The sequence below is a fragment of the Streptomyces sp. NPDC003027 genome (genome assembly GCF_053591435.1).
In genome coordinates this window covers 35,052-47,676 of the sequence record NZ_JBSFTU010000047.1, presented here as the reverse complement: position 1 = coordinate 47,676, position 12,625 = coordinate 35,052, and the positions used below count along the sequence as shown (strand labels likewise).

9 protein-coding genes are annotated in these 12,625 nt (G+C 74.1%); 4 read left to right on the top strand and 5 right to left on the bottom strand.

Features of this window, described 5'->3' with window-relative positions; translation table 11 throughout:
- Positions 1-195: 195 nt before the first annotated feature.
- On the top strand, positions 196-4,086 hold the full coding sequence (locus tag ACWDX6_RS26340) for a trypsin-like peptidase domain-containing protein (protein WP_451487365.1): 3,891 nt from the start codon (positions 196-198) through the stop codon (positions 4,084-4,086).
- A 31-nt stretch (positions 4,087-4,117) separates the two neighbouring features.
- The gene (locus ACWDX6_RS26335; RefSeq protein WP_451487364.1) at positions 4,118-5,080 is read left to right on the top strand and encodes a bifunctional riboflavin kinase/FAD synthetase; all 963 of its coding nucleotides are present in this window, start codon (positions 4,118-4,120) and stop codon (positions 5,078-5,080) included.
- A gap of 61 nt (positions 5,081-5,141) precedes the next feature.
- On the opposite strand, the gene ACWDX6_RS26330 is transcribed toward ACWDX6_RS26335, so the two are convergent.
- Positions 5,142-6,359 (bottom strand): cytochrome P450, encoded by a 1,218-nt coding sequence (locus ACWDX6_RS26330; RefSeq protein ID WP_451487363.1) that lies wholly within the window; start codon positions 6,357-6,359, stop codon positions 5,142-5,144.
- 201 nt (positions 6,360-6,560) lie between these two features.
- Between ACWDX6_RS26330 and ACWDX6_RS26325 the strand changes: the two genes are divergently transcribed.
- Positions 6,561-7,697 carry a type III polyketide synthase gene (locus ACWDX6_RS26325; protein WP_451487362.1) on the top strand — a complete coding sequence of 379 codons (1,137 nt, stop codon included), beginning with the start codon at positions 6,561-6,563 and terminating at the stop codon, positions 7,695-7,697.
- A gap of 56 nt (positions 7,698-7,753) precedes the next feature.
- Entirely contained in the window at positions 7,754-8,623 is an 870-nt protein-coding gene (locus ACWDX6_RS26320; protein WP_451487361.1) for a hypothetical protein, read from the top strand.
- Positions 8,624-8,644: 21 nt separating this feature from the next.
- Here ACWDX6_RS26320 and ACWDX6_RS26315 read toward each other — a convergent pair whose 3' ends face one another.
- From ACWDX6_RS26315 to ACWDX6_RS26300, 4 genes are read right to left on the bottom strand one after another with little or no spacing between them, the layout of a single operon-like run.
- Positions 8,645-9,706: an oligopeptide/dipeptide ABC transporter ATP-binding protein gene (locus ACWDX6_RS26315; RefSeq protein ID WP_451487360.1), complete on the bottom strand. Its 1,062-nt coding sequence runs from the start codon at positions 9,704-9,706 to the stop codon at positions 8,645-8,647.
- Complete coding sequence (locus ACWDX6_RS26310; protein ID WP_451487359.1) at positions 9,703-10,668, bottom strand: ABC transporter ATP-binding protein; 966 nt, start codon at positions 10,666-10,668, stop codon at positions 9,703-9,705. The genes ACWDX6_RS26315 and ACWDX6_RS26310 overlap by 4 nt, the downstream gene beginning before the upstream one ends.
- The gene (locus ACWDX6_RS26305) at positions 10,665-11,567 is read right to left on the bottom strand and encodes an ABC transporter permease (RefSeq protein ID WP_451487358.1); all 903 of its coding nucleotides are present in this window, start codon (positions 11,565-11,567) and stop codon (positions 10,665-10,667) included. The genes ACWDX6_RS26310 and ACWDX6_RS26305 overlap by 4 nt, the downstream gene beginning before the upstream one ends.
- The gene (locus ACWDX6_RS26300; protein ID WP_451487357.1) at positions 11,564-12,625 is read right to left on the bottom strand and encodes an ABC transporter permease; all 1,062 of its coding nucleotides are present in this window, start codon (positions 12,623-12,625) and stop codon (positions 11,564-11,566) included. Before ACWDX6_RS26300 ends, ACWDX6_RS26305 begins: the two co-directional genes overlap by 4 nt.

The window sequence follows — 12,625 nt, the reverse complement described above, 5'->3', positions numbered from 1 at the left end:
GGGGGGTGGGGGGGGGGGGCGGCGGCCACGCGCGCGTGCCCGCTCCCACGATCCCCCTCCAGGAACTGTCTCTCCATCACGGCCCCTCCCTTCACCCGTTCAGGCAGGCGCTCGGAGTGATACGGGGGAGCGCTCGGGGGCGCGTTCGTCCCGTGTGGTTCTCGGGGTGATCACCACCGACCTAACGTCGACACCATGGCACGCGGTGACCTGGCGACGCTCGTACGGATCTGTGATCCGGCGGGCCGTCCGCGCGGGACCGGATTCGTCGCCGACGACCGGGGGACCGTCGTCACCAGCCACGAGGCAGTCGACGGCCTCGTCCGCCTCCTCCTGACCGCCCCCGGCGACCGCACCTGCCTCGCGGAGACCGACGCCATCACCCCCCTGCCCGAGTCCGGGCTCGCACTCGTGCGCACGGACGGACTCGGGGTCCGCCCGCTCCCGATCGCGGCACGCCGGGAGATCGAGGCGGGCGCGTACGTACGGATCGCCGCGCACGGCTGGCGAGAGGCACGGGTCCTCGCCGCCGCGTCCGTCACCTACACCGCACTCGACCGCTTCCACGTCCTCGACAACGCCCTGGAGCTGGCCATCGGCACCGAGGGCGCCGAGGCGCTGCGCCTCGGGGGGCAGGCGGCCGGCGGACCCGTCCTCGACCCCGACACCGGAGCCGTGCTCGCCGTCCTCGGCACCGCCCTGCACGGTGAGCGCCGGGCAGCCGGATACGCGCTGCCGCTCGGCCCGGCGGGGCCGCTGGCCGCGCTGCTGCGGCGCAACGCCGCCACCGTCCCCTGCTACGGCCAGGACCTCAACCTCGCCGGCGTCCTGGAACTCACCGCCACCTCCACCGGCTCGGCGGGCGCGCCCGGCGAGCGGGCCCACCCGGTCGAACGGGCGGATCTCGTCCGCGAGTTCGCCGCCTTCGCCGCCGGTGACGCCCTGGTCCTCGCGCTCGTCGGCCTCCCCGGCACCGGACGGACCACGGCACTCGCCGCCCACTGCGCCCGCCGCGCCCGGGGCACGGAACCGGCCCCCACCGTCTGGCTGCGCGGCGCCGACCTGCACGCCGACGACGCCTCCGTCGCCGACGCCGTCGGTCGCGCCCTGCGTCAGGCCGGGCGGATCGTCGCCACGTCCGGAGTCCGCGGCGACGTCACCACCGCCACCCCGGACCGGGCCGCGGCCCTGGCCCGCGAGGCGGGCCGCCCGCTCCTGGTGATCCTCGACGGCCCGGAGGAGATGCCCCCGGCCCTCGCCCACCGCCTGGCCGAATGGACCACCGGCACCCAGCACTGGCTCCGCGCCCACGGTGTCCGCCTGATGCTCGGCTGCCGCCCGGAGCACTGGGAGCAGGCGGGCCGGCTCTACTCGACGGACGCCTCGCACCGCCCCTCACCCGTGATGATCGGTGAGCTGAGCGAGGACGAGGCACGGGTGGCACGCGAGCGGTACGGGCTGGGGGAGGGGGACCTGGCCGCCGCCGACGCCCGGCACCCGCTGGCGCTGCGGCTGCTCGCCGAGGTCCGGGAGGCGCTGCCCGGAGCGGTGCCGGGGCGGCCCGGACGGGAGGAGATCTTCTCGGCCCACCTGGATCTGATGTGTCTGCGGATCGCCGTACGGATCGCCGCCGGGTCCCGCCCCCTCGTCCGGGGCACCGCCGTGCGCCGCCTCGCGGCACGGGTCGGCGGCCAGGTCCACGAGGCCGCCCGCCGGTGCCTGGGCCCGGGCCAGGGTGAACTGGACCGGGAGTCCTTCGAGGAGCTCTTCCCGTGGCGGACGGGCTGGGCCTCCGCCGTCCTGACCGAGGGGCTCCTCGTCCCGGCGGGCTCCGGCTACCGCTTCGGCCACGAGGAGCTCGCGGACTGGATCCAGGGCGCCCACCTCGACATCGACGGAGCCCTGCACACCCTGGTCCACCGCTGGCACGAGGACGCCCCGGCCCCGCTCCCCTCCCGGCCCGCCGCCTCCGGCGCCGCGGCCACGCCCGGCGGGCACGGCTCCGCCCGGGAGGCGCGGAGCGCGCCGCCCCGTGTGCCGCTGCCGCCCGGCGGGCCGCCCGAGCCAGGGGGCGGATCCGCCGTGGAGGCGCCGTGCGCGCCGTCCGGCACGCACGGCTCGGCCCTGGAGGTGGAGGCGCTGAACCCGCCGCCCGGCACGCACGGCTCGGCCCTGGAGGCGCCGAGCGCGCTCCCCGTACCGCGCCACCGTGTCGGCCCGGTGCTCCAGGCCCTGCTCCTCCTGGACCGGGACCAGGGCCCCGGCGCGCTCGCGCCCCGGCTGGACGGGCTGGTCGACGCCCTCGCCCGGCTCTCCGACGCAGGCCTGGACGCCACGGACGGCGCCTGGTGGGGAAGCCGCCTGCTCGCCGACTGCCTCCTCGGCGTCCCGGACCCGAGGCCGTACCTGCCCGTCCTGCGTCACCTCGCCGACCGCATCGGCGCGATCCCGCCCCCGCCGGCCGCCCCCACCGTCCCGCAGCAGGCGGACCGACGGTCCCAGCGGCCGGGCGGGCGGATCGAACCAGCGGCCGGGCCCGACACCGCGGTCCCCGGGCTCGTCCCCGCAGCGGCCGGGACCGGTTGGCCCGGCGTCGCGGGGCCCGCGGCCCGGGCCGCCCACGACCCCCGGCGCGCCCCGGGCGGTGCTTCCTCCCCGGCGGACGGGCCTTCGTCCGCCCGCGACGGAGCGGGTGCCTTCGGGATCTTCGGGCCGGCGTTCTGGGACGCCCTGCGCATCGGGGAGGACGAGAGGATGGATCTGTGGCGACGGCTCGTGACCGCCGACGGCCTGCCCGGTGAGGCGGGGCGGCCGCGCTACCTCGACTCCGTCGCCGCACGGCTGGCCGCCGAGCCCCGCAGCGTACAGCCGTTGCTGTGCCGGTGGTTCGGCGACGGGCGGCCGCTGCCCGCCGCCCCGTACGCGACCGTCGGCACCGCCGCCCAGGCGCTGCTCCACACCCACCGGAAGCAGGCTGTCGACGACCTGTGCGAGGCGCTCGCCGCCACCGCCCACCCCCTCGCCGACGGCCTGCTGGCCGCGCTCGCCGAGGACGAGCCGTCCGCCGTGTGCCGGGCCGTCGACCGGTGGGCGCACGACGACGGCCGCCCGGAGCGACGCGCGGCGGCAGCGGCCTACGGCAGCCTGGTCGCCGAGCACGTCAGGACCGGCGCCGACCGCGAGCTCCTGCGCTACGCCGCCCTCGCCCTGCTCGCCCGTCCCGGCGACGCGGACCTGCACGGCCCCGCCCTCGGCCTCCTGGTCCGCGACCCGCACACCCGCACCCGCCATCTGCCGCGTGCCCTCGCCGAGCCCCGGGTGCCCGCGAGCGCCCTGGCCGCCGCGCTCGCCACCCACCCCGAGCCGGTGTTCGCCGCCTTCCGGAGCCGTCTCGACGGACCCGGCGCCGCGGCCGCCGACGTCCTGCGCGCCCTCGCCGAGATCACCGCTCCCGCCCTCGCCCGCCGCGCCGCCGACCTCGTCCGCGAGTACGTCGACCGCCACCCGGAGGGCGCACCGCACGCCGCCGCCTACGTGGACCGCCGCCTCGAACACGGCCCGGCCGCCAGGGCCGTCCTCTTCCCCCTGGTCACCGGCCTCCTCCGGGTCCATTCCGCCGCCGTCCGCAGCGCCTTCGCCCCCGTCCTCGCGGCCCCCGGCACCGGCGCCTCCCGCCTCCTGCGGACCGAGCTCCTCGACGTACTCCTCACGTACGAGACACACGAGGCGTACGACACGGACGAACCGGACGCGTCGCGCGACCCGGCCGTCCTCGACGCGCTGCTGCGCGCCGCCGCCCTCGGCTGCGAGCGGCGCAGCGAGGTCCGCACCCGCGATCTCGTCCACCGCACCGGTCTCCTCCTCGTCCGTACCCCCGAGGGCGCCGCCCACTTCGACCGCCGGCTCGTCGAGCTCGCCCGTGAAGTCCCCGCCTTCGCCGCGCGACTGGCCGGCTGGCTGCGCGCGGACCCCCCTGAATGGGCCGGCCTCGTCGGGTCGAGCACCCGCCGTACCGTCGAGAGCCTCGGCAGTCCCATGCCGATGCGAACCGACGGCCGGGAGCATGGCAGTCTTAGACCTGCGTAATCGGCGAACAGGCGGACGAGGAGCGGTCACAGTGCAACGCTGGCGTGGCTTGGAGGACATCCCCCAGGACTGGGGGCGCAGCGTCGTCACCATCGGCTCCTACGACGGCGTGCACCGCGGGCACCAGCTGATCATCGGACGGGCGGTGGAGCGGGCGCGCGAGCTCGGTATCCCCTCGGTCGTCGTCACCTTCGACCCGCACCCCTCCGAGGTCGTGCGGCCCGGCAGCCACCCGCCGCTGCTCGCCCCGCACCACCGGCGCGCCGAGCTGATGGCGGAGCTGGGGGTGGACGCGGTGCTCATCCTGCCGTTCACGGCCGAGTTCTCGAAGCTCTCCCCGGCGGACTTCATCGTGAAGGTCCTCGTGGACAAGCTGCACGCCAAGGCCGTCATCGAGGGCCCGAACTTCCGCTTCGGCCACCGGGCCGCCGGCGACGTCGCCTTCCTGGCCGAACTGGGCGCCACCTACGACTACGAGGTCGAAGTGGTCGACCTCTATGTGAGCGGTACGGCGGGCGGCGGCGAGCCGTTCTCCTCGACCCTCACCCGCCGTCTGGTCGCCGAGGGCGACGTGGAGGGCGCCGCCGAGATCCTCGGCCGCCCGCACCGCGTCGAGGGCATCGTCGTGCGCGGCGCCCAGCGCGGCCGGCAGCTCGGCTTCCCCACCGCCAACGTCGAGACGCTGCCGCACACCGCGATCCCCGCCGACGGCGTGTACGCCGGCTGGCTGACGGCCGCCGGGGAGCGCATGCCGGCCGCGATCTCCGTCGGCACCAACCCGCAGTTCGACGGCACGGAGCGGACCGTCGAGGCGTACGCCATCGACCGCGAGGGCCTCGAGCTGTACGGCCTGCACGTGGCCGTGGACTTCCTCGCGTACGTCCGCGGCATGCTCAAGTTCGCCACGCTCGACGATCTGCTGGAAGCGATGGCCGGGGACGTGAAGCGGTGCCGCGAGCTGACCGAGGCGTACGACCAGGGGCACCGCGCCTGAGCACGGTGCCCCTGTCAGGGAAGCGGCCCCGGCCGGTTTCCGTCCGGCCCGGCTTCCGGCGTCACCAGGTGACGATCAGCTCCTTCGGGCCGCGGATCAGGCCCTTGGACTGGAAGACGGTCTCCTCCGGCGCCCCCGCGAGCCGCAGCTCCGGGTAGCGCCTCAGCAGCGTGGAGAGCATCACCTCCGACTCCATCCGGGTCAGCATCGCCCCCATGCAGTGGTGGGGCCCGTGCCCGAAGGAGACGTGCCCGGTGCCCGTACGGTCGAAGTCGACGTCGTGCGGGTTCTTGAAGACCATCGGGTCCCGGTTGGCGGCGAGGTAGGACGCGTACACCGCCTCACCCGCTCGGATCAGCACCCCGCCGATCTCCACGTCCTCGGTGGCGATCCGCGGCAGCCCGACGCCGTTGCGGTGCGGGATCCAGCGCAGCAGCTCGTCCACCGCCTGGGGCAGCAGCTCCGGCTCGGCCCGCAGCCGCGCCATCAGGTCCGGACGGGTGAGCAGCACGTACACCATGTTGGCGCTGTTGTTCCGGACCGCGTGCGCGCCGCTGATCAGGATCGCCATGGCCAGCGAGACGGCCTCGTCCATGCTGATCCGGCCCTCCTCCAGCGACTCCGCGAGCACCCCGGCCAGATCCTCGCGCGGCTCCGCGCGCCGCTGGTCGAGCAGCTTGCTGATGTAGCCGTGGATCTGCGCCTTGGCCGCCCTGCTGCTCTCCGGGCCGGGCCCCGAGGACAGGATCAGGTCCGGCCAGGAAGCCAGCTCCGCGCGGTCCTCGTCGGGGATGCCGAGGAGATCGCAGACCACGGCCATCGGCAGGGGTCCGTGCAGATGCCTCATCAGATCGGCGGGGCGGCCCGACTCCTCCATCGCGTCGAGCAGCCGGTCGGTGGTCGCCTGCGCCAACGGACGCAGCCGTTTGGTGCTCTGGCCGGTGAACGCCTTGGTCACGGCCTTGCGCAGTTGGGTGTGGTACGGCGGATCGGCGTAGTTCAGCGCCGCTTTCGAGGCCACCATGTGGCCGGTCATCCCGGTCACCATGCGGTCGAGCAGGGCCGTCCGGCTGAACCGCGGATCGGACGTCACCGCGCGGACGTCGTCGTACCGCGTGACCAGCCACGCCTCGTTCTCGGCGGCGAAGGGCAGCCGGATGCGGGCCACCGGCTCCTTGTCGAGCAGTTCGGTCAGCAGGGGGTCGAAGTCCAGCGCGGGCAGGTCGTCGACCGCCCAGGTGTGTGCCGGCCGTGACGCGGCCGTCGGTTCGGAGCTCATGGTGAGGCTGTTCCCGGGCGGGGGAGGCCGCGACACGGTGGGCGGCCACAGCCCCCTGAACGGAGCACGGCCGGGACCGGCCGCCGAGGGGCCCCGGGTGACTCTCCGTGCGTATTTCATGACGCTCGCGGTTGCGAGGTCGCCGCCGCCGGGTGAGTGTGGCGGCAGTTCACGGCGTACCTGATCGAAGGAGCGAGTGTCGTGGTGACTCTGTGCAAACCCGCGGTGGCCGTACCCGAGTACGTGATCACAAGGGAGGAGACGCTCGCTCTCGCCCGTTCGCGCCATGCCGATCACCCCCAACTGCCGCTGGCCCTGCGGCTGATCGAGAACACCGGTGTGACTCAGCGGCACATCGTCCAGCCCATCGAGGAGACGCTGAAACATCCCGGTTTCGAGGAGCGCAACACGCTGTACGAGGCGGAGGCGAAGGCCCGCGTGCCGAAGGTCGTCGAGGAGGCCCTGCGCAACGCCGGGCTGCGCCCCGCCGACATCGACATGATCGTCTTCGTGTCGTGCACGGGCTTCATGATGCCCTCGCTGACCGCCTGGCTGATCAACACGATGGGCTTCCCCAGCCACACCCGACAGCTGCCCATCGCCCAGCTGGGCTGTGCGGCGGGCGGCGCCGCCATCAACCGGGCGCACGACTTCTGTGTCGCCTACCCGGACGCCAACGTCCTCATCGTCGCCTGCGAGTTCTGCTCGCTGTGCTACCAGCCGACCGACCTCGGTGTGGGCTCGCTGCTCTCCAACGGACTGTTCGGCGACGCCGTCGCGTCGGCGGTCGTCCGGGGCAGGGGCGGCACCGGGATCGCCCTCGAACGGAACAACTCCCACCTGGTCCCCGACACCGAGGACTGGATCGCGTACAGCGTCCGGGCCACCGGGTTCCACTTCCTGCTCGACAAGCGGGTGCCGACCACCATGGAGCCGCTGGCACCCGCGCTCCGCGAGATCGCCGACGCGCACGGCTGGGACGCCGGCGACCTGGACTTCTACATCATCCACGCCGGCGGCCCCCGGATCCTGGACGACCTGAGCCACTTCCTCGAAGTCCCGCCCGAGGACTTCCGGTTCAGCCGGGCCACCCTCACGGAGTACGGGAACATCGCCAGCGCCGTCGTCCTGGACGCGGTACGCCGGCTCTTCGAGGAGGGCGGCCTGTCCGAGGGCGCCCGCGGCATCGTGGCCGGCTTCGGCCCCGGCATCACCGCGGAGATGTGCCTCGGCAGATGGACCACGGCCGACGTGCCGTCCCTGGAGCCCGACCTCAACACCCGCCGGATCGTCGGCTGCCCGCCCGCGGCGCACCCCGCGCGCACCACGACCACCTGACCGCTCGACCGCTCGTCCCCCTGGCATCTCTCGCCATTTCGCAAAGGAGACCCGCAATGTCCGTCACCACCCCGCCATCCCTGCGCAAGGCCGTACGCGGCCCGGCCGCGCTGACCGCGCTGCTCGCCGGCGTCGCCGTCGTCACCGTGGCCGGAGCGCCCGCCCAGGCGTCCGGCGCGCACAAGGCCCGCGTCCCCATGCACCAGTGCTGGGTCAACGACGTGCCCGCGCCGCCCGGGAACCAGGTCAACGGCACCCCGCACGACGACCACATCTTCTGCGACAGCGACCTGGAAGGAGTCACGGTCTCGGGCGGTGGCGGCAACGACATGATCGAGGTCAGGGGTCTGCTCATCGACTCCGCCCTGATGGGCGGCGAGGGCGACGACGTGATCCGCGCCAAGCACCTGGTGCCGCAGACCACGTTCAGCATGGTCCGGGGCAACCGCGGCAACGACATCATCAAGGTGGCCACCGTGCGCGGCGACGGCGCGAAGCTCGGCGCGGTCGTCCACGGCGACGACGGTGACGACAAGATCACCACCGGTTCGGTCTCCGGTGCACCCGGACAGTTCAACCGCGGCGGCGGCATCGTGACCGGCAACGACGGTGCCGACACCATCAAGACGGGCGTCATCGACTTCTCCGGCCGTGTCCTCGGCGGCAGCGAGAACGACACCATCGAGGCCGCCGCCCTGGGCCCGGAGTCCGGTGGGCTGATCCAGGCCGGACCCGGCAACGACAGGATCAGCGGACCGGGCGGTGCCATCCTGACCGTCGGAGAGCACTGGGGGTCGGTGGACGCCGGCGTCGGCAAGGACACCTGCCTCGTGAAGTCGGTCTCCACGCGGACGTCCATCAGCTCCTGCGAGCAGCTGCCCCAGGGAGAGGGAGCGTCGAAGCCCAGCGGTCCCGAGGCCGACTGACCCGACGCTCACCCGACGGGCTCAGCCTCCCGTCGCCCCGCGGCTCGCCACCCAGTGGCACGCCGCACCCCGCGCCCCGCTGCCGCCGCCGAGCACCGGCAGGTCCTCGGCCCGGCAGCGGTCCGCGACCGCGGCCGCCTCGCCCGAGGCGAGGACCTGGCAGCGGGCGTGGAAGCGGCACCCGGAGGGGATCCGGGACGGGTCCGGGGGCTCGCCGGTCAGCACCACCGGCTCGCCCCCGGACTCCGGAAGCACCGACAGCAGGGCCCGTGTGTACGGGTGCCGGGGCGACGTCAGTACGGACTCCACGGAGCCCGTCTCCACGATCCGCCCCAGATACATCACCGCCACCCGGTCCGCGATGTTCCACGCGAGACCCAGGTCATGGGTCACGACCAGCGCCGAGAGGCCCAGCTCGTCCCGCAGACGCAGCAGCAGCGCCAGGATCTCACCGCGCACCGAGGCGTCCAGCGAGGCCACCGGCTCGTCGGCGACGATCAGTTCCGGTTCGAGGATCAGGGCGCCCGCGATGACGACCCGCTGACGCTGGCCGCCGGACAGCTCGTGCGGATAGCGCAGGAAGAAGCGCTCCGGCGGTCGCAGCCCGGCCCGCGCGAGGGCCGCGGCGACGGCGGCCCGCTCGTCCCCGGCGTACCCGTGGATCCGCAGCCCCTCCGCCACCGCGTCGTACACCGTGTGCCGCGGATTCAGCGAGCCGCTCGGGTCCTGCAGGACCAGCTGGACCCGCTTCCGGTACGCCTTCAGGGCGCGGGGGGTGTACGCCAGCGGCTCACCGGCGAAGGCCACCGTCCCGGACGTGGGCGGCACCAGACCGAGCAGCGAGCGGGCCAGCGTCGTCTTGCCGCACCCCGACTCGCCGACCAGAGCGACGATCTCGCCCGCGCCGATGTCCAGATCCACCCCGTCCACGGCCCGCGCCGCAGGAGCCCCGCGCCGCCCGGGGAAGGCGACGCGCAGCCCGGACGCCGCAAGGAGCGGCCGCGCCGGCGCCCCATCCGGGGCCGCCACGGCGTCCGGCGACGCCGTGCCCGACGTCGCCGCGTGCGGATCCAGTGGTTTCATGAGCCGCTCCCGACATGTACGCAGGCCGCCCGGCGCTCCGCGCCCGCCTCCCGCAGTTCCTGGTCCAGCTCGCCGCACACCTCCACCGCCACCGGGCAGCGCGGATGGAAGGCGCACCCGCCCGGCAGGTCCGCCGGGTCCGGCGGGTCGCCCGGCAGCCCGCGCGGCGCCCGCCGCGACGCCGGGTCGCCGATCCTCGGGAACGCCGAGGACAGCGCCCGCCCGTACGGGTGCTCGGCGGCGTCGTACACCGCCCGCGCCGGCCCCTCCTCCACCACCCGCCCGGCGTACATCACCGCGAGCCGGTCGCAGGTGTCGGCGAGGACGGCCAGGTCGTGGCTGATCATCAGCAGGCTGATGTCCTCGTCGGCGACCAGCCGCTCGATCAGCCGCAGGATCTGCGCCTGGATCATCACGTCCAGCGCGGTCGTCGGCTCGTCCGCCACGATCAGTCGAGGACCGCAGGCCAGCGCCATCGCGATCATCACCCGCTGGCGCTGCCCGCCGGACAGCTCGTGCGGATAGGCGACCGCCCGCGCCGCCGGCAGCCCCACGTGCTCCAGGAGCTCACCCGTCCGCTTCCGCGCCGCCGCGGGCGTCGCCCGCCCGTGCACGAGCAGCGGTTCGGCGATCTGGTCGCCGATCCGGTGCACCGCGTTCAGCGAGTGCATCGCGCCCTGGAAGACGATCGACGCCCCCGCCCAGCGCACGGCCCGCAGCCGCCCCCACTTCATGGTCAGGACGTCCTCGCCGTCGAGCAGGATCTCGCCGGTCAGACGGGCCGAGGGCGGCAGGAGCCGCAGCAGCGCCAGCGCCATCGTCGACTTCCCGCACCCCGACTCGCCCGCCACCCCGAGCTTCTGTCCGGCGCCCAGCGTGAGGTCGACCCCCCGGACGGCGGGGACGGCGACCGCCCCCGACCCGTAGGTCACCGACAGGTCGCGGATCTCCAGGAGGCTCAACGCCCCACCCCCAGCTTCGGGTTGAGCACGGACTCGATCGCCCGGCCGCACAGCGTGAAGGCGAGCGCGACCAGCGCGATCGCGATCCCGGGCGGGGCGAGGTACCACCAGTGGCCCGAGGAGACCGCGCCCGCCTCCCGTGCGTCCTGGAGCATGCTGCCCCACGACACCACCGTCGGATCGCCAAGGCCGAGGAAGGCCAGCGTCGCCTCGGTGAGGATCGCGGTGGAGATGCCGAGCGTGGTCTGCGCGAGCACCAGCGGCATCACGTTGGGCAGCACGTGCCGGCTCATGATGTGCCCGTGCCCGCCGCCCAGCGCGGTGGCCCGCTCGATGTACGGGCGGGACTCCACCGCGATCGTCTGCGCGCGCACCAGCCGGGCCGTCGTCGGCCAGCTGGTGACACCGATCGCCAGGATCACCGTCCAGATCGAGCGGGACATCACCGTCGCCAGCACGATCGCCAGGACCAGCGCCGGCATCACCAGGAACCAGTCGGTGATCCGCATGACGACGGTCGCGAACCAGCCGCCGTAGTGGCCCGCGACGATACCGACGAGCGTCCCGATGGCGACCGAGAGCGCCGCCGCGAGCAGCCCGACGAGCAGCGAGATCCGCGCGCCCCAGATCAGCAGCCCGAGCAGCGAGCGGCCGAACTGGTCGGTGCCCAGGAGGAACGCGGCGCTCGGCGACTCCATGGCCGTACCGGGCGCGTTGGTCACCGACCGCACGTCGTCGCCGACGGTCAGCGGAGCGGTCAGCGCGATCAGCGCGATCAGGGCCAGACCCGCCAGGCCGTAGAGCCCGGCGCGGTGACCGCGGTACTGCCGCCAGAAGCGGGCCACGGCGTTCCTCCGCCGCGCCCAGGTCAGAGAGGTCGCCGTCGGCGAGGTCGTCATCGGCCCACCCGGGGATCGAGCAGCGGATAGAGCAGGTCGGCGATCAGGTTCATCACGATCATCGCTCCGGCGAACACCACGAACAGGCCCTGTACGAGCGGCAGATCCGGCACGCTGAGCGCCTGGTAGAACAGCCCGCCCAGCCCCGGCCAGGAGAACACCGTCTCGACCAGGATCGAACCGGCCGCCACATGCCCGAGGTTGATGAAGACCATGGTGACCGTCGGCAGGAGGGCGTTGGGCACGGCGTGCCGACGGCGTACGAGGTCGTCGCAGAGCCCCTTCGCCCGCGCGGTCGTCAGATAGTCGCCGCCCATCTCGTCGAGCAGCGAGGAGCGCATGACCAGCAGGGTCTGGGCGTATCCGACGGCCACCAGGGTCAGGACCGGCAGCACCATGTGGTGGGCGACGTCGAGGACGTACGCGAAGCCGGTCCCGCCCGCGCCCGACTCCATGCCGCCGGTCGGGAAGAGCCCGGGGACCGGGCCGATGCCGACCGAGAACACGATGATCAGCAGCAGTCCGAGCCAGAACGACGGGACGGACCACAGCGTCAGGGCGATGCCGGTGTTCAGCCGGTCGCCGAGCCCGCCGTGGTGCCAGGCGGAGCGGGTGCCGAGCCAGAGCCCGAGCGCCGAGTAGACCAGCACCGCGACACCGGTCAGCAGCAGGGTCGCGGGCAGCTTCTGCGCGATCAGCTCGCCGACCGGGGCGTGGAACTGGTACGAGGTGCCGAGGTCGCCGCTCAGCGCCTTGCCGCAGTAGTCCGTGAACTGCTGCCACAGCGGCAGGTCGAGACCGAACTGCCTGCGCAGCGTCGCGAGTTGCTCGGCCGAGGTCGGCACGCCGTGCGTCATCGCCTTGACCGGGTCGCCGGGGATGATCCGGAACAGGAAGAAGCTGGTGACGAGCACGGCGAACAGCGAGACGGCCGCGCCGCCCAGCTTGCCCGCCGCGTGGCGGAGGTAGCCGAGGGCCGGTCCAGTGCGGGAGGCGCCGTCCGTGGCGCGGACCTGGTCGGTCCGCACCACGTCGGCGGGGGTGCCTGCCGTCGTCAC